This is a genomic window from Niabella aurantiaca DSM 17617 (genome assembly GCF_000374125.1).
In the GTDB taxonomy this organism is placed as follows: Bacteria; Bacteroidota; Bacteroidia; order Chitinophagales; family Chitinophagaceae; genus Niabella; species Niabella aurantiaca.
Genome location: NZ_KB893645.1, coordinates 128591 through 145507, shown reverse-complemented (window position 1 = coordinate 145507; position 16917 = coordinate 128591). Strand labels below are relative to the sequence as shown.

General features: G+C 45.9%; 26 protein-coding genes. 1 reads left to right on the top strand and 25 read right to left on the bottom strand.

Features of this window, described 5'->3' with window-relative positions; translation table 11 throughout:
* Positions 1–13: 13 nt before the first annotated feature.
* A complete protein-coding gene (locus B160_RS0121815) occupies positions 14–1216 on the top strand; it encodes an NAD(P)/FAD-dependent oxidoreductase (RefSeq protein ID WP_018630070.1) in 1203 nt (400 codons plus the stop codon).
* 24 nt (positions 1217–1240) lie between these two features.
* On the opposite strand, the gene B160_RS0121810 is transcribed toward B160_RS0121815, so the two are convergent.
* From B160_RS0121810 to B160_RS0121690, 25 genes are all read right to left on the bottom strand, one after another.
* On the bottom strand, positions 1241–2554 hold the full coding sequence (locus B160_RS0121810) for a UDP-glucose dehydrogenase family protein (protein WP_018630069.1): 1314 nt from the start codon (positions 2552–2554) through the stop codon (positions 1241–1243).
* 53 nt (positions 2555–2607) lie between these two features.
* Positions 2608–3417, bottom strand: a complete 810-nt coding sequence (gene map, locus B160_RS0121805) for a type I methionyl aminopeptidase (protein ID WP_026309935.1) — start codon at positions 3415–3417, stop codon at positions 2608–2610.
* Between the two features lie 69 nt (positions 3418–3486).
* Positions 3487–4827, bottom strand: coding sequence for a preprotein translocase subunit SecY (secY, locus tag B160_RS0121800; RefSeq protein WP_026309934.1), 1341 nt, complete (start codon positions 4825–4827; stop codon positions 3487–3489).
* A gap of 74 nt (positions 4828–4901) precedes the next feature.
* A complete protein-coding gene (gene rplO / locus B160_RS0121795) occupies positions 4902–5351 on the bottom strand; it encodes a 50S ribosomal protein L15 (protein WP_018630066.1) in 450 nt (149 codons plus the stop codon).
* A 105-nt stretch (positions 5352–5456) separates the two neighbouring features.
* The gene (gene rpmD, locus B160_RS0121790) at positions 5457–5636 is read right to left on the bottom strand and encodes a 50S ribosomal protein L30 (RefSeq protein WP_018630065.1); all 180 of its coding nucleotides are present in this window, start codon (positions 5634–5636) and stop codon (positions 5457–5459) included.
* Between the two features lie 81 nt (positions 5637–5717).
* Positions 5718–6236, bottom strand: a complete 519-nt coding sequence (gene rpsE / locus B160_RS0121785) for a 30S ribosomal protein S5 (RefSeq protein ID WP_018630064.1) — start codon at positions 6234–6236, stop codon at positions 5718–5720.
* A 26-nt stretch (positions 6237–6262) separates the two neighbouring features.
* Entirely contained in the window at positions 6263–6619 is a 357-nt protein-coding gene (gene rplR, locus B160_RS0121780; RefSeq protein WP_026309933.1) for a 50S ribosomal protein L18, read from the bottom strand.
* Positions 6620–6722: 103 nt separating this feature from the next.
* Positions 6723–7277: a 50S ribosomal protein L6 gene (rplF, locus tag B160_RS0121775; RefSeq protein WP_018630062.1), complete on the bottom strand. Its 555-nt coding sequence runs from the start codon at positions 7275–7277 to the stop codon at positions 6723–6725.
* A 155-nt stretch (positions 7278–7432) separates the two neighbouring features.
* Positions 7433–7831 carry a 30S ribosomal protein S8 gene (gene rpsH / locus B160_RS0121770; protein WP_026309932.1) on the bottom strand — a complete coding sequence of 133 codons (399 nt, stop codon included), beginning with the start codon at positions 7829–7831 and terminating at the stop codon, positions 7433–7435.
* Positions 7832–7982: 151 nt separating this feature from the next.
* Positions 7983–8252, bottom strand: a complete 270-nt coding sequence (gene rpsN, locus B160_RS0121765) for a 30S ribosomal protein S14 (RefSeq protein WP_018630060.1) — start codon at positions 8250–8252, stop codon at positions 7983–7985.
* An 88-nt stretch (positions 8253–8340) separates the two neighbouring features.
* Positions 8341–8907, bottom strand: coding sequence for a 50S ribosomal protein L5 (gene rplE / locus B160_RS0121760; RefSeq protein ID WP_018630059.1), 567 nt, complete (start codon positions 8905–8907; stop codon positions 8341–8343).
* A 32-nt stretch (positions 8908–8939) separates the two neighbouring features.
* On the bottom strand, positions 8940–9299 hold the full coding sequence (gene rplX / locus B160_RS0121755; protein ID WP_018630058.1) for a 50S ribosomal protein L24: 360 nt from the start codon (positions 9297–9299) through the stop codon (positions 8940–8942).
* Positions 9300–9400: 101 nt separating this feature from the next.
* Positions 9401–9769, bottom strand: coding sequence for a 50S ribosomal protein L14 (rplN, locus tag B160_RS0121750; protein ID WP_018630057.1), 369 nt, complete (start codon positions 9767–9769; stop codon positions 9401–9403).
* 118 nt (positions 9770–9887) lie between these two features.
* Positions 9888–10145, bottom strand: coding sequence for a 30S ribosomal protein S17 (gene rpsQ / locus B160_RS0121745; protein WP_018630056.1), 258 nt, complete (start codon positions 10143–10145; stop codon positions 9888–9890).
* Between the two features lie 33 nt (positions 10146–10178).
* The gene (rpmC, locus tag B160_RS0121740) at positions 10179–10400 is read right to left on the bottom strand and encodes a 50S ribosomal protein L29 (RefSeq protein WP_018630055.1); all 222 of its coding nucleotides are present in this window, start codon (positions 10398–10400) and stop codon (positions 10179–10181) included.
* 14 nt (positions 10401–10414) lie between these two features.
* On the bottom strand, positions 10415–10837 hold the full coding sequence (gene rplP / locus B160_RS0121735) for a 50S ribosomal protein L16 (protein ID WP_018630054.1): 423 nt from the start codon (positions 10835–10837) through the stop codon (positions 10415–10417).
* A gap of 131 nt (positions 10838–10968) precedes the next feature.
* Positions 10969–11727 carry a 30S ribosomal protein S3 gene (rpsC, locus tag B160_RS0121730; protein WP_018630053.1) on the bottom strand — a complete coding sequence of 253 codons (759 nt, stop codon included), beginning with the start codon at positions 11725–11727 and terminating at the stop codon, positions 10969–10971.
* Positions 11728–11736: 9 nt separating this feature from the next.
* Positions 11737–12213: a 50S ribosomal protein L22 gene (gene rplV / locus B160_RS0121725; RefSeq protein WP_018630052.1), complete on the bottom strand. Its 477-nt coding sequence runs from the start codon at positions 12211–12213 to the stop codon at positions 11737–11739.
* A gap of 96 nt (positions 12214–12309) precedes the next feature.
* Positions 12310–12579 (bottom strand): 30S ribosomal protein S19, encoded by a 270-nt coding sequence (gene rpsS / locus B160_RS0121720; RefSeq protein ID WP_018630051.1) that lies wholly within the window; start codon positions 12577–12579, stop codon positions 12310–12312.
* A 35-nt stretch (positions 12580–12614) separates the two neighbouring features.
* Entirely contained in the window at positions 12615–13454 is an 840-nt protein-coding gene (gene rplB, locus B160_RS0121715; protein ID WP_018630050.1) for a 50S ribosomal protein L2, read from the bottom strand.
* A 187-nt stretch (positions 13455–13641) separates the two neighbouring features.
* Positions 13642–13941 (bottom strand): 50S ribosomal protein L23, encoded by a 300-nt coding sequence (gene rplW / locus B160_RS0121710; protein ID WP_018630049.1) that lies wholly within the window; start codon positions 13939–13941, stop codon positions 13642–13644.
* Between the two features lie 31 nt (positions 13942–13972).
* Positions 13973–14614, bottom strand: a complete 642-nt coding sequence (gene rplD / locus B160_RS0121705) for a 50S ribosomal protein L4 (RefSeq protein WP_018630048.1) — start codon at positions 14612–14614, stop codon at positions 13973–13975.
* 54 nt (positions 14615–14668) lie between these two features.
* The gene (rplC, locus tag B160_RS0121700) at positions 14669–15286 is read right to left on the bottom strand and encodes a 50S ribosomal protein L3 (RefSeq protein ID WP_018630047.1); all 618 of its coding nucleotides are present in this window, start codon (positions 15284–15286) and stop codon (positions 14669–14671) included.
* Positions 15287–15565: 279 nt separating this feature from the next.
* On the bottom strand, positions 15566–15871 hold the full coding sequence (rpsJ, locus tag B160_RS0121695) for a 30S ribosomal protein S10 (RefSeq protein WP_008584585.1): 306 nt from the start codon (positions 15869–15871) through the stop codon (positions 15566–15568).
* Between the two features lie 273 nt (positions 15872–16144).
* Positions 16145–16906, bottom strand: coding sequence for a phosphatidylinositol-specific phospholipase C/glycerophosphodiester phosphodiesterase family protein (locus B160_RS0121690; RefSeq protein WP_018630046.1), 762 nt, complete (start codon positions 16904–16906; stop codon positions 16145–16147).
* Positions 16907–16917 lie beyond the last annotated feature (11 nt).

The following is a 16917-nucleotide window of genomic DNA, read 5'->3' as shown; positions in this document are numbered from 1 at the left end:
ATTACTTAGAAAAATGCGTTTAAGAACATTCGAATCTTTTTGGCTGATCAAGAACGGGCTGCTTTACAGCTACCCGTCCCTGCAGCAAAACCTGGATTCCGAGATCATTGTGATCGGTGGCGGAATCACAGGCGCGCTGATCAGCCATGCGCTGTTGGATGCCGGGTACGAGGTAACCCTGCTTGATAAGAGGGATATTGGCCAGGGAAGCACGGCCGCCACTACCTCCGTACTCCAGTACGAAATTGATGTACCGCTTTATAAACTGGCAGAACAGATCGGAGCACCGGAGGCGGCCCTTTGCTATACCGCCGGCATCAAAGCCATTGACCGGCTTGGGGAGCTGGTAAACCAGGAGGCGATCGAATGCGGTTTTGAGCCAAAGCAATCGCTCTATTTTGCGCATAACAGCAAAGCTGCCCGGTGGCTGAAAGAGGAGTATGAAGTGCGGAGCCGGTACCAGCTGGGCGTGGAATGGCTTTCCGCCGGGGCCATTGATCGGCGCTACGGGATGAGCACGCATGGGGGCATCCGTTCTGCAAAAGCGGCCAGCATGGACGCCTATCAATTCACCCACGAGCTCATCCAAAAAAATATAGCAAGGGGACTCAAAGTATTTGACCAGACAGCCATCAAAAAGATCAGCTATGCGCCTGCAGGTGTATCCCTTCAGCTGGAGGGCGATGTGATGGCTTCCTGCAGGAGGATCGTTTTTTGCTCCGGTTTTGAAACCGTATCCATGTTCCCGGAAAAGACGGCCAACCTGTTCAGCACATTCGCCTGTGTTAGTGAAACAAATACTCCGATGCCCGAAGCCCTTCGGGAGCTGGTGGCGTGGAATACCGAAGCGCCCTACCTGTATTTACGATCCACGGACGACGGAAGGCTATTGGTGGGCGGAGCAGACAGCCCGTTCAATTCCGGCACTTTCAGGCAACGGGTCAAGGAGAAAAAGACAACCCAGCTGATAAAAAAGCTCAACCGGACCATACCCGGCGTCCAGTTCATTGATGACTTTTCATGGGCAGGATGCTTTGGGGCTACCCGGGATGGCCTGCCCTATATCGGGCGGCATGAAAAATACCCGGGCGCTTTTTTCGTATTGGGATTTGGCGGCAACGGAATTACCTTTTCGGTTCAGGGGATGGAGCTGATCTTAAAACTGCTCCGCAATGAGCCGGACCCCCTGCTGGAGTTGTACCGGTTTGGCCGTTAACCATCTAATGAAGAGACCGGCCGGTCAATGCACATCGCTGCGGCCGATGCTCTCATAATGAAACCCGAGCTCTTTCATCTTCTCCAGTGAATACACATTTCTTCCGTCAAAAATGACAGGTGCCTTCAGGTTGTTCTTAATTTTTTCAAAATCAGGGTTCCGGAATGCGCTCCATTCCGTTAAAATAAGCAGGGCATCCGCATCCTTTAATGCCTCATACTGGCCATCGGAATAGATCAGTTGGTCGCCAAACACCTTGCGGACATTTTCGATCGCTACGGGATCGTACACCGTTACCGTAGCACCGGCCGTTAACAACTCACGGATGATCTCAATGGATGGTGCATCCCGGATGTCGTCCGTTTCCGGCTTAAAAGCCAACCCCCATATGGCAAATTGCCTGTCTTTCAGCTGCTCCTTAAAATACCGGTTCAGCTTCTGAACGATCCTTCGTTTTTGAAGCGCGTTTACCGTAAGGACCGATTGCAGCAGCTGAAACTCATAATCGTGCTCCTGCGCGGTAAGGTTCAGAGCCAGCACATCTTTCGGAAAACAGCTTCCACCGTAGCCGATGCCCGGAAAAAGAAAGCGCTTTCCAATACGCTGATCACTGCCGATCCCGATACGTACCCAATCCACATTGGCGCCGGTGCGCTCGCACAGGTTGGCGATCTCGTTCATAAAGGAGATCTTCATCGCCAGGAACGAATTGGCGGCATATTTGGTCATTTCGGCACTACGGGCATCCATAAAATAGATCGGGTTTCCCTGCCGCACAAAGGGGCTGTACAGATCGGTCATGATCTTAATGGCCCGCTCCGATCCCGCGCCCACTACCACCCTTTCGGGTTTCAGGAAATCGTCCACGGCAACGCCCTCTCTTAAAAATTCGGGATTGGAGACCACATCAAACAACCCCCGGGACAGCTTTTCCGACAGGATAGCGCTCACTTTTTCGGCGGTTCCCACAGGCACCGTGCTTTTGTTCACGATCACCTTATAAGAAGTAATAAGCCCGGAAAGCCGTTCTGCTACCTGCAGCACATATCTGAGATCTGCAGCCCCATCTTCGCCGGAAGGCGTAGGCAGGGCCAGGAAGATCACCAGCGCTTCTTTTGCGGCCGTTTCCAGGTCATCGGTAAATGCGATCCGCTGTTCTTTGATATTCCGGGTCAGCAACACTTCCAGCCCTGGTTCATAGATGGGGGTAATACCCTTTTGCAGGGCTGCGATCTTTTCCCTGTCCACATCCACACAGATCACCTGGTTGCCCGTTTCAGCAAAACAGGTGCCTGTCACAAGTCCTACGTATCCTGTGCCAATAACCGCTATTTTCATATATTTCTATTAAGACCGGAGAAAGTGCTTCCCGTTGTTTTTTCCAAGAAAAATCAGGAATTCAGCCTGCACACAAACAACTCCGGGTTTTGTTTTTCTGCTTCCTCTATAGTTGCATAGTTGGAGAGTACATCGGCTTTCCCTGGCCGGATGCATACATCATGTTCAAAATGCACCGAGGGGCTTCCATCCTTTGTGCGCACCGTCCAGCCGTCGTCTTCCGTAAATACTTCTTTTTTCCCCAGGTTGATCATCGGTTCTATGGCCAGCACCATTCCGCTCTGGAGCTTCATGCCGGTGCCTCTTTTTCCATAATTGGGAACCTGCGGATCTTCATGCATCCGCTGTCCCAGTCCATGCCCGACCAGCTCCCTTACCACGCCATAGCCGCGCTCCTTTTCGGTATAATGCTGAATGGCGAAACCAATATCGCCGATCCGGTGCCCTGTGGTGGCCTTTTCAATACCCTTGTATAAGGAGGCTTTTGTAACAGCGATCAGCTGCTGCACTTCGGGAGCGGGCTCTCCGATTGCAAAGGTGTAAGCATGGTCACCATGCCATTTATCCAGGATCACACCTACATCGATGGAAACGATGTCGCCCTGCTTCAAAACGGACTTGTTCGGAAAACCATGCACCACCACGTCATTTACTGAGATACAGGAATTGAACGGGTACCCGTTGTAGTTCAGAAAAGAAGGGACCGCATTATGATCAGCTATGAACTCACCGATCATCCTGTCCAGGCTCAGTGTTGCAACACCGGGCTTCAGAATCTTTGCGATCTCCGTTAGCGTTTTACTTACCAGCAACGCGCTCCTGCGCATCAGTTCCACCTGTTCGTCCGATTTGATTTTTACCATAATATTCATTAAAAAAGCCCCGCAACTTGCGTTGCGGGACTGCAAAGTTATTGAATTTCTTATAACGAATTAAATCTGAATAGCTGAAGAGCTCTGGCGTCCCTGGATGCGGCCACTCTTCATAAGGCCATCATACTGACGCATCATCAGATGGGTTTCTACCTGCTGCAGCGTATCCAGGATAACCGCTACGTTGATCAGCAGTGAAGTACCTCCAAAGAACATAGCAAACCCTTGTGTCATGCCAAAAAGCTTCTGGATCACGCCCGGCAAAATACCTACCAATGCCAGTAAAACGGCTCCGGGGAAGGTGATCCGGTCCATGATGGTACCAATATAGTCCGTTGTTGGCTGACCTGGTTTTACACCCGGGATAAAGCCATTGTTTTGCTTCAGGTTGTCGGAGATCTGCTTGGGATTAAAGATCAATGCCGTGTAAAGGAAGGTAAAGCCGATCACCACTACTGCGTAAATCAGCATGTACCAGCCATTGGTATGATCGGTAAACATCCTTCCCAGATCCGCGTTCTTGCTCCCCATGGTAAACAGGGTGGGCACAAACATAATTGCCTGGGCAAAGATGATGGGCATTACCCCCGCAGCATTTACTTTCAGCGGAAGAAATTGCCGGGCACCGCCAAACTGCCGGTTCCCAACGATCTGTTTCGCATAATTTACCGGTACTTTCCGTACACCCTGAACCAATACAATACAACCCAGGTTGATGGCAATGAATAAGGCGATCTCGATGATAAAAATAAGGATGTCGCCGGTACGTGTGGAGCGGAAGGTCAATTCCTGCGCGATCGATTGCGGAAGACGTCCCAGGATCCCCACCATAATGATCAGGGAAACCCCGTTTCCGAGGCCTTTATCGGTGATCTTTTCCCCGAGCCACATTACAAACAGGGTGCCGGTGGTCAAAAGGATCACGGTGGTCAATGAAAAATAGAAGCTGCCGTATGCGGCCATAATCGCCGGACCGGAAGTCTGCTGCAGGTAGGCCAGGTATGCAAATGCCTGCACGAATGTTACCAGTACGGTCAGGTAGCGGGTGATCTGGTTGATCTTTTTACGTCCGCTCTCTCCTTCCTTCTGCATTTTCTGGAACGAAGGTACCAGTACTGTTGCCAGCTGCATAAAGATGGAAGCGGTAATATAGGGCATAACCCCCAACGCAAAAATAGAGGCCTGCTCAAAAGCGCCTCCCGCAAAGGTGTTGATCAGGTCCAGGATCCCGTTCTGCGCGTTATTCTTTTGCAGGGCCTCCAGGGTTACCGGGTTGATGCCGGGCAAAGGAATGTATTTACCGATCCGGTAGATAAAGACAAGCAACAAAGTGAAAAGAATTTTACTCCTTAGCTCTTCAATGCTCCATATATTCTTAAGTGTAGTAATTAGTTTTTTCACCTGATTCTTCTTAAATTGTCAATTCTCCAAAATTAAAAGACGCACTACGTGCGTCAAAATTTATTTTTGAGAAATTATTTTAAAATCTCAACGGATCCGCCGGCGCCTTCAATCGCAGCTTTGGCTTTTTCGCTGATGGCGTGAACTTTAAAAGTGAATTTGCCCTTAATTTCTCCATTACCCAAAACCTTTACTTTGTCGGTTTTGCCAATAAAGCCCATTGCGTAAAGATTTTCAGCAGAAAAATCAGAGATATTATGTGTTTCGGCCCATTGATCAACCTGACCAATGTTGATGATCTTATAAACAATTTTGTCCGGGTTCTTAAAGCCCCTTTTGGGTGTACGGCGCTGAATGGGCATCTGGCCCCCTTCATGTCCTAATTTCCGCTTGTAACCGGCACGGCTTTGGCCTCCTTTATTTCCTTTTGTAGAAGTACCGCCATAACCACTGCCTTCACCACGGCCAATTCTTTTTTCTTTGTGTACAGCGCCTTTTGCAGGCTTCAATTCATGTAATTTCATTGCTTTATTTTTTACTTACGCTCCAAAAGCGGGAGCTCGCTTTTTGTAAACTTTTTCCGGGTTTTGCAGCCCGGAGCGGTGCAAATATAGATATCAAATCGGAATTTACAATTCTTCCACCTTCAGCATATGCTCCACTTTGCGGATCATTCCCAAAATCTGCGGAGTAGCTTCTACTTCTTTGCTGCTGTTGGTCTTATTCAATCCTAAAGCCTTCAAGGTAAGTTTCTGCCTTTCCGGGCGGTCAATCGGGCTTTTAACTAAAGTAACTTTTATCTTTTTCATAATCTCAGATTTGAGATTTGAGATTCGGGATTTGAGATTTTTATCTGCCTCAAACCATCAACCTCAAACCATAAATATTTCTTATCCGTTAAATACTTTCTTTAAACCTAAAGAGCGGGTCTTTGCAACATGCACCGGTTCCCGCATCATTGCCAAAGCCTTAAAGGTTGCCTTTACCACGTTGTGCGGGTTTGCGGAGCCCAGGTTCTTTGCCAGCACGTCTGTAAGGCCTGCTGCTTCCAATACGGCCCGCATAGAGCCTCCGGCGATCACACCGGTACCTGCAGATGCCGGTTTTACCATTACCTTGGCTGCACCTTCTTTCGCCCACTGATCATGCGGAATGGTTCCTTTCATGATCGGAACTTTAATAAGGTTTTTCTTGGCGTCTTCTATTCCTTTTGTAATTGCTTCCTGTACTTCCTTTGCCTTTCCCAGACCATGTCCTACAACACCGTTGCCATCTCCCACAACAACCAACGCGGAAAAGCTGAATGCACGACCGCCTTTAGTTGTTTTTACTACACGATTAATAGCTACCACCTTGTCTTTCAATTCAAGGTCGCCGGCTTTAACATTGTTGAAATTAACTGTTGACATTATTTCGTTTTAGATTGAATAACTTTTTAAAATTGCAAACCACCCTCTCTTGCGCCCTCAGCAACGGCTTTCACGCGTCCATGATACAGGTATCCGCCTCTGTCAAAAACCACTCCGGTTACTTTCAGCTCTACTGCTTTGCGGGCGATGGCTGCGCCTACCAACTTACTCTTTTCAGATTTGGTACCTGACTGAGCCTTGATATCCTTGTCTTTTGTAGAGGCCGCAGCAATGGTTACACCACTGTTATCATCGATCAACTGGGCATAGATGTCCGTATTGCTACGAAATACAGCCAGTCTCGGCTTTTCGGACGTACCGCTGATTTTCTGACGAATGGAGCGGCGGATGCTGGTTCTTCTTTTAACTTTTGCGTTTGACATTATTTCTTTATTTATTCCCTGATGCTGCCAGGGCCTTTTATGTTTCAAGTTCAAGATTTCAGGTTTTGCGTTCGAACATGAAACTTAAAACCTGAAACTTCAATTATTTACCTGCAGACTTACCTGCTTTCTTACGTACCACTTCACCCACAAAGCGTACCCCTTTTCCTTTATATGGTTCGGGTTTACGCAGGCTGCGGATCTTTGCACAAACCGCGCCAACCAGCTGCTTATCGCTTCCGCTGATGGTAATGGTAGGATTCTGTCCCTTTACGGTTTCTGTAGCAACCGTCAGTTCCTTGGGAATATCGAAAATGATGTTGTGGGAATAGCCCAGGGAAAGATCCAGCTGATTGCCCTGGTTGGTTGCTTTATAACCTACCCCTACCAGCTCCATTTTCTTTTCAAACCCGTTGGTAACGCCCTGTACCAGGTTGGCTACCAGCGCACGGGTTAATCCATGCAGCGCACGGTGATGGATCTGATCCGAAGGACGGGTGATCGCGATCTCTCCGTCTTTTACTACTACTTTGATATCGGCGTTTACGGATTGTTTCAACTCTCCTTTCTTCCCTTTAACAGTAACAACATTGTCGTTTCCTACTGTTACCGTAACTCCTTCCGGAACTGCGATGATTTGTTTACCTATACGAGACATAATCTTAATTTGAAAATTTGAAAATTTATATACTTTGAAAATGTAAGTCTGAATGCTTTCAGTTATCGTATAAAAAACTTAAGATTCCCATTCATCCCCTTGAACTTATAACTTGAAAACCATCTTCAAATTTTCAAATTATCTCATCCGCACATTTAATAAATGTGACAAAGTACTTCTCCGCCTACATTTTGATTACGGGCATCTTTATCGGTCATTACGCCTTTAGATGTAGACATGATCGCTATGCCCAGCCCGTTCTTTACCCGGCGGATATCCGCCGGTTTGGCATATTGACGCAAACCGGGGCGGCTTATTCTTTCCAGGCTTTGAATGGCCGGCTGCTTGGTAGTAGCATCGTACTTCAAAGCGATTTTAATTACCCCTTGCTTATTATCTTCTTCAAACTTATACTTCAGGATGTATCCCTGACTGTACAAGATCTCGGTCATACGTTTCTTCAAGTTAGATGCAGGAATGTCCACGATGCGGTGGCCTGCCATTTGAGCATTACGTATTCTTGTTAAAAAATCTGCAATTGGATCTGTTACCATTTTATATGAGTTATATCAGTTCTAAATTTAGTGGGTGGTTTATTTTAAAAGCCCATACCCTGTCTTACGGCTTTGGAATATCTGTTATTTGTTACTGGCGATCCGTTATCAGGTATCCTATTAACGACTCGTCATTAACGATGCACTGGTATTACCAGCTTGCTTTTTTCAGTCCCGGAATTTTACCATTCAATGCCATATCCCTCAAGGCTACCCGGGAAATCCCAAAGTAACGTACATACCCTTTAGGGCGGCCTGTTAATTGGCAGCGGTTTTTCAAACGCACTTTAGAAGAGTTTTTAGGAAGCTTGTCTAAAGCGGCATAGTCACCGGCTTTTTTCAGCTCCTCTCTTTTAGCGGCGTATTGCTCCACCATTTTTTCTCTTTTTAACTGACGGGCTTTAATTGAAGTTTTTGCCATGTTTCATTAAATTCTAAATTCCAAATCCTAAGTTTTCCGGCGGTTGCCGTTTCAAGCTTCAGAACCTGTGAATTGTGATTTTATAATATTACTTTTTAGCGTTTTTAAAGGGCATTCCCAGTTCTTTCAACAACTCATATGCCTCTTCATCGGTACCGGCGGTGGTCACAAAAGTGATATCCATACCGGTGATCTTGTTCACTTTATCAATGTCGATCTCGGGGAAGATGATCTGTTCGGTAACGCCCATGGTATAGTTTCCGCGGCCATCAAAGGATTTTTCATTCACTCCTTTAAAATCGCGCACGCGAGGAAGCGCTACAGCGATCAGGCGATCCAGAAACTCGTACATCTTCTCTCCGCGAAGGGTTACCCGTGCACCGATCGGCATGTTCTTACGCAGTTTGAAGTTAGAAATATCTTTTTTAGAGTTGGTTACCACTGCTTTTTGTCCGGTAATGGTGGTCAGCTCATCAACCGCCACATCAACCAGTTTCTTATCAGTTACCGCGCCATTCACACCACGGTTGATGCAGATCTTTTCCAGTTTGGGAGCCTGCATTACAGATTTGTAAGCAAACTTCTTCACTAATGCCGGAGCCACTTCATTTTTATATTTTGTGGCCAGCCTGGGGATATATGTTTTAGTACTCATGGTCTATTACTTTATTTGCGATACACAAAAGATTAGATTTTCTCTCCCGATTTTTTAAAGATGCGCAGCGTTTTACCTTCTTCCCGCACACGCTTCACTTTAGAAGGTGCTTTTGCCTTGGCATCCCACAGCATGACATTGCTGATATGGATGGGAGCTTCTACTTTTACAATACCACCCTTTGTGTTCTGGGCGGAGGGTTTGGTATGTTTGGTTTTAATGTTGACACCTTCCACCAGCACTTTTCCTTCGTCTACCAGGACCTCTTTCACTAAACGTGGTTTGTAGTCAAACTTACCATTATCATCTTTGCGGGGTTTTGCGGCGCCGCTGATAACAATAACCAGATCACCTTTTTTAATATTGTACTTGGGTTTAAATCTTTTGCTCATTTTATTTAGCTTTTAGCTATCAGCATGTAGCCTTTAGCTGATTATCTATATTTTAAAATGTCTTTACTAATAGCTAATGGCTAATAGCTGACTGCTTTTGTTTACAATACCTCAGGAGCTAATGAAACAATCCTCATGTATCCCTTATCACGAAGCTCCCGGGCTACCGGCCCGAAAATACGGGTACCTCTTGGCTCATCAGCTGCGTTCAGGATAACAACAGCATTGTCATCAAAACGGATATACGAACCATCTTTACGACGCAATTTATTGGTAGTGCGTACGATCACCGCTTTTGCCACTGTTCCTTTTTTGATACCTCCTGCCGGAGTAGCGTCTTTAACCGTTACAACGATCTTGTCGCCAATTTTTGCATAACGCTGGCCACTATTACCCAGTACACGGATGCAAAGCACCTCTTTCGCGCCACTGTTATCCGCAACATTCAACCGGCTTTCTTGCTGAATCATTTTCTTAGAGATTTGAGATTTGAGAGTTGAGAATTGAGATACTCATTCCCCAAAATCTATTTTAAAAAATATTACCTGTTTTCTAAATTTTGAATACTGACAGCTCAATACCCAATGCTTATTTTACTTTTTCGATCACCTCAACCAGTCTCCAGCGCTTCAATTTACTCAAGGGGCGGGTCTCCATAATTTTTACGGTATCGCCTATGTTGCACTCATTCTTTTCGTCGTGTGCGTGAAACCGGGTGGTTTTTTTAAGGAATTTACCGTAAATAGGGTGCTTTACTTTTCTTTCAACCGCAACGGTGATGGTCTTTGTCATCTTGTTGCTGGTAACCACGCCTATTCTTGTTTTTCTTAAATTTCTTTCAGACATTTTATTTACCTTTTGGCTTGTACAAAATTGCGGTTACGCTTTTGCAGCTTCGCTGTTTTGACTTTGTTTTAAAAACGTTTCAATCCGGGCGATATCTTTGCGCAGTGCACGGATAGACATCGGATTTTCAAGCGGAGAGATCGCGTGTGCGAATTCCAACTTTTTCAGGCGTTGTTTGGACTGCTCCAGCTGAACCTTCAGATCTTCAGCGCCTAATCCTTTTATGCCGTCTACAAATTCTTTTTTCTTTGACATCTTAATTTGATTTATTAGTGAGTAACTAAATCCCTACGCATGGTGAACTTAGTCTTGATCGGCAATTTACCAGATGCTAAAGCCAGCGCTCTGCGTGCCACTTCCTCGCTTACACCGTCCACTTCAAAAATGATACGGCCTGGCTGTACAACGGCAGCCCAGTATTCCAGGTTACCTTTACCTTTACCCATACGTACCTCTGCAGGTTTCTTGGTGATGGGCTTGTCCGGGAAGATACGGATCCATACATTCCCTTCCCTTTTCATGCTACGGGTAAGCGCCTGACGGGCGGCCTCAATCTGCCGGTCAGTAATCCAGTGAGAATCCTGGGCCTTTAAAGCATAAGAACCAAACGAAATGGTCGTACCTCTTTTCGCGTCGCCTTTCATGCGACCTTTTTGCATTTTCCTGTGCTTTGTTCTCTTCGGTTGTAACATCTTTCTTAATTTGAAAATTTGAAAATGTGAGAATGTGAAAATGAACCCTCACAACCAAACAACTATTTTATACGATGGATACCAGGAAACACAAATTTTCACATTCCCTAATTTCCACATCTACACATTAATTAATTCCTTTTATCTCTTCCACCGCCGCGGCGATCTCCCCTGCGGTCATCTCTCCGGTGATCCCTGCGATCTCCACCGCCTACATTCTTATCGTTTCCGGAAATAAAGTTGGGGTTCAGGTCGCGTTTTGCCAATACTTCACCCTTACAGATCCATACCTTGATCCCGATCTTTCCGTAAACTGTTTGTGCAAATACGTTGGCATAATCAATATCCATCCGGAAAGTATGCAACGGAACACGTCCCTGTTTGAACTCTTCGCTACGGGCAATTTCAGAACCACCCAAACGTCCGCTCAGCTTTACCTTGATCCCTTCGGCACCCATCCGGAGCGCGGAAGCAATGGCCATTTTAGTGGCGCGTTTAAAGTTGATCCGGTTCTCGATCTGGCGGGCAATGGTATCCCCAACGATCATCGCATCTGTTTCAGGACGGCGGATCTCCAGGATGTTGATCTGCACATCATCGTTCTGTGTCAACTTTTTCAGCTCCTCTTTGATGCGGTCCACCTCGCCACCACCTTTACCAATGATGATCCCCGGCTTTGATGTATGAATGGTGATGATTAACTTACCTAAGGTTCTTTCGATAACAATCTTAGAAATCCCCCCCTTGTTAATGCGGGCATTCAGGTAGGTTCTGATCTTATTGTCTTCGATTAACTTAGAAGCAAAGTCTTTTTTGCTTCCATACCAGTTAGATTCCCATCCGCGGATGATGCCTAACCTGTTACCAATTGGATTTGCTTTTTGACCCATATTTATTGGTTATGCTTTTTTAGATTCTTTAGTTGACTTTTTTGCAGCAGCTGTTTTCTTAGCCGGAGCCTTTGCGCTTGTTTCCTGCGCTTCTGCAACGGGCGCGACCTTAGCGGCGGCCTTTGCTTTTTTTTCCGCTTTCTTATCGACACCATTCACATCTACAATGAGTGTTACGTGGTTGCTGCGTTTGCGCACGCGGTAGCCACGGCCTTGCGGAGCGGGGCGCATGCGTTTCAATGTACGGCCGCCATCTACGTAAATGGTTTTTACGATCAATGCAGATTCATCTTCTCCCTCGTTTGCCTGTTTCCAGTTGGTAATGGCGCTCAATACCAGCTTACGCAAAGGTACTGCAGGGTGTTTGGGATTGTGCTCCAATTCGGCCAACACCAAATCCACTTTCTGGCCACGAATCAAATCAGCCAACAACCTCATTTTCCGGGGTGAAGTTGGATAATTCCTAAGTTTTGCTACTGCTTCCATTATTTTAGTTTGAAGTTTGAGGTTTCAGGTTTTATGCTTTGCATCTTTCCCTGTGAACGATCAAACGATCTTTTTTATTAATGCTTTTATTGAATGTTACTTCTTGTCGCCCGCGTGTCCTTTAAAGTTGCGGGTGGGTGCAAATTCACCCAATTTATGTCCTACCATAAACTCTGTAACATACACGGGAATAAACTTATTACCGTTATGTACCGCAAAAGTGTGGCCTACAAAATCAGGTGTAATTGTAGAGCGGCGGCTCCAGGTTTTAATTACAGCCTTTTTTCCTTTTCCTTCATTGATAGCCAACACCTTTTTTTCCAAGTGAGTTGCTACATAAGGACCTTTTTTTATCGAACGAGCCATATTTATTTTTTAAATTCTAAAGTTCAAATTTCAAATTACTTAGCCAGTTTGCTGCCGTTTTTACGCTGGATGATGAGCTTATCACTCGCCTTACCCACGGTTCTTGTCTTTTCTCCTTTTGCGTATTTACCGGTACGGCTGCGGGGATGACCTCCAGAAGCCCTTCCTTCACCACCACCCATCGGGTGATCTACGGGGTTCATGGCCACACCTCGGTTCCTCGGGCGGATACCTCTCCAACGGTTCCGGCCGGCTTTACCCATGCTTTGCAGGCTGTGATCGCTGTTGCTTACTACACCAACAGTAGCAAAACAATTGATCAGCACTTTCCGCAATTCACCGGAAGGCATTTTTAATACCGCGTACTTTTCTTCCTTGTTGGTCAACTGGGCAGAAGCACCGGCACTGCGGGAGATCTTACCACCCTGGCCCGGGTTCAGCTCTATGTTGTGTACGTTGGTACCCAGGGGCATATTCTTCAATTGCAGCGCATTTCCGATCTCAGGAGCTACGGCATTACCGCTGATCACAGCTGCACCCACCTTTAATCCTTGCGGAGCAATGATATAACGTTTTTCACCATCAGCATATTCCAGCAGCGCGATGAATGCAGTACGGTTCGGATCGTATTCGATGCTTACTACTTTTGCAGCAACATCATGCTTATCTCTCTTAAAATCAACAACACGATATTTTTTCTTGTGGCCACCCCCTCTGTAACGCATGGTCCGATGACCGGAAGAGTTCCGTCCACCAGTGCTCTTCTTGGTTTCTACCAGGCTCTTTTCGGGCTGGTTGGTGGTTACCTCGGAAAATGAATTCCCGATTCTCCAACGCGTACCGGCTGTTACCGGCTTAAATTTTCTTACTGACATCTTTTAAAAAATTTCAAACTCCAAAAATCAAATCTCAATTCCAGATCGCTTGCTATTTGCTTTTTGTTATTTGGCTCTTGGTTATTTTTACAAATTCAACACTTCGCGGCGGCTGATTGCCCTTCTTTTTGTTATCTGTTGATGGTTATTCGTTATTGGTATTTCCAATTAACGATTCACCATTTATTTATATGTTCGCATACAGGTCGATCTCTTCGCCTTCTGCAACGGTTACATATGCCTTTTTGTAACCGGGCTTCCGTCCCTGAATAAATCCGGCTTTTGTATAGCGGGTTTTATTCTTCGCAGGAGCCACAACTGTATTTACGCTGGTAACGGTAACACCATAAAAAGTTTCAATTGCCTTTTTGATTTCCAGCTTGTTTGATTTTTTTGCTACCTTAAAAGCATACCGGCGCAGTTTTTCCTGTTGGGCGTTCGCCTTTTCGGTTAAAATCGGTTTGATTAATATTTCAGATGGTTTCATTTTTTGAGATTTGAGATTTGAGATTTGAGATTTATGCCTCTACAGCTTCTTCTAAATCTTCAGAAAATATTTTTGCCGCACCTTCAGACAGTACCAGTACTTCTGAATTCACAATATCATAGGTGTTGATATCGCTCAGGGGAAGGGCCAGTACGGAAGGCACATTGCGCAGGGACAATTCAACATTTTCATTGGGCTCGGCCAAAACGAACATTGATTTTTTATCGCCTACATTCCATTTGCTTAAAGCAGTGGTCAATGTTTTTGTTTTTGGAGCTTCCAGGCTAATATCTTCTACCACCAGGATGGCGTTTGCTTTTGCTTTATAAGAAAGTGCAGAGATCTTTGCCAGGTCTTTTACCTTCTTGTTCAGCTTAAAGCTGTAATCGCGGGGTTTGGGTCCAAAGATGGTACCACCACCTTTGTATAACGGGTTCCGGATATTTCCCTTACGGCTGCCACCGGTTCCTTTTTGCTTGTGCAGCTTCCGGCTGGCACCCTGCACTTCTGCGCGTGTCTTTACTTTGTGGGTTCCCTGACGCTGGGCTGCCAGAAACTGTTTTACAGCCAGATAAATTACGTGGTCATTAGGCTCGGCTCCAAAAATATCATCAGGCAGTTCAACAGAACGACCGGTGCTTTTACCTTCTATATTTAAAACTTCAATTTGCATTTTCAAAAAATTTTATCCTTCGCTGGGCTCAGGATGACATTAACAAATACTAAATTATTTTTGGACAAAAACAATGGAACCGATATGGCCCGGTACGGAACCGCTTACCAGGATGTAATTTTTTTCAGTGAAGATCTTTACCACTTTCAAACCTTTCAGTTTTACGCGGTCGCCACCCATACGGCCTGCCATGCGCATACCTTTCATTACACGGCTGGCATCGGAAGAGTTACCCAAAGAACCGGGAGCGCGCTGACGATCGTGCTGACCGTGTGATTGCTCACCTACCCCGTGGAAACCATGACGCTTTACAACGCCCTGAAAACCTTTACCCTTTGTTGTACCTACAACATCAACTTTTTCACCTTCTTCGAAGATGTCTACTGTAATGGTATCACCCAGACTTTTTTCTAAGGAATAATCTCTGAACTCTTTTGAGAATTTTTTTGCGGAAGTGTTAGCTTTGGCGAAGTGGTTTTTCTCTGGTTGTGTGATGCGATTTTCTTTTTTATCGCCGAAAGAGATCTGAAGCGCATTGTAACCATCTGATTCTGTTGTCTTTACCTGCGTTACAACACAAGGACCTGCTTCAATGATCGTGCAGGCTGTTTGTTTACCTGAGGGATCATAAATGCTGGTCATTCCCAATTTTTTCCCAATAATACCTTTCATTGTTATGTAGTTTTACGCCCTGCAGGATTATTGGGACTTCCGGTTATATACCGGAATCGATCCCCGTTTGCTGCCGACCTTTTCCGTTGTTTCCCGCCTACAGCGGGATTGGGAAGTACCGGCAGTAAACAAACCCTGAACGGCTTGTTTTTATGTTTTACTTCGTTTGATACTCTAAGAAGTTGGATTTCAGAGCTCTTTTCGTCCCAAAACGGGATTTGAGAGATGAAAATATTTTAAAAAGAACTAACGCCACAGGCTTTCAAAGCCAGCCGGGACTTAGGCTTTGATCTCCACTTCCACACCACTGGGCAGATCCAGCTTGGAAAGCGCATCTACGGTACGGGAAGAAGAAGTATAGATATCCAATAATCTTTTATGTGTAGCCAACTGGAACTGCTCACGGCTCTTTTTATTTACGTGCGGAGAACGCAACACAGTAAAAATTTTGCGGTGAGTGGGCAAAGGAATGGGCCCTGTAACAACTGCACCAGTGCTGCGCACTGTTTTTACGATTTTTTCTGCTGATTTATCAACCAGATTGTGATCGTAGGACTGTAATTTAATTCTGATTCTCTGTGACATTGGATAAACCCAATTTTATTTGGGAGTGCAAATGTACAGCTAAGTTTTGAAACTATCTAATTTTTTATCACTTTATTTCATATTCCTGTCCGATTTATTCACCGGGTCTACGCTTTATTGTCCGGATCCGGTTCACGGCTTCCGCATTGCCGGAATGACAAAATCATAAAAATGTGATAATAAGTTCATTACAAACGATCCGGAACCTCACAGCTGCCAATCGGTACAGCAATCCTCCCACCGGCAGGAAAAGAGACCCGGCAGCATGCTGCCTTATTTTAGATATGCCGAAAGTTCTTCTATTTTATCCGTGTTGAGATACCCTACCCCCAGCTTTTGAAGGACCGACCAGGCTTCCGCGTTATCGGGAGCGCCCCAAAAACGGATGGGTTTTTGTGCACGGTCTGCGATCCTTATTGCGTTTATCAGGGCCGCTTTCGAAGCACTGTCGGGCGCGCCTGCTCCGTTCCATTTTGAATAATTCTTAAAATTAGCGCTGAAAAGCGCGACCCTGGCCAGGTTCTCAGGAGTATAGGTATGGGTAAGATCCCCATCGAACCCGATGAATGCGGGGTAGGCGAACAGGGAGTCTTTGTTGGGCTGGTTGCCCGTGATTACGATCCTTATGCTTTTGTTCTGAATGATCGCGGGGTATTGCTCCACCTGTGCGATGATGGCCTTCAGGGTACTCCCGCCCTCCGTTTTACAATCGATCAGCAGGAGCAGCTTCTTTGCGGAGTCCTTGTAAACCGATCCGCCATTTTTCCGGATACACTCCTGCAACGGGTTCAGGTACAGTTTTTTGAGGTCATTTCCAAACCGGATGTCTTTTGCATTGTGAGCTACGGGAAGCCGCCCGTTTACCAGAAATACATCCGCTTCTATGGAACCAAATCCGTGGTTGTAGGCCTCCCAAAAAGGCCGTTCCTGTTCATAATCATTATGGGAGTGGGCATTCTGTACGGTATAGGTCCCGGGCTGCGCCCCGGCGGCCAGTGCTGTAAAAAAACAGATAAAAAACAGGTTGATCCTCATAATTCCGGAAT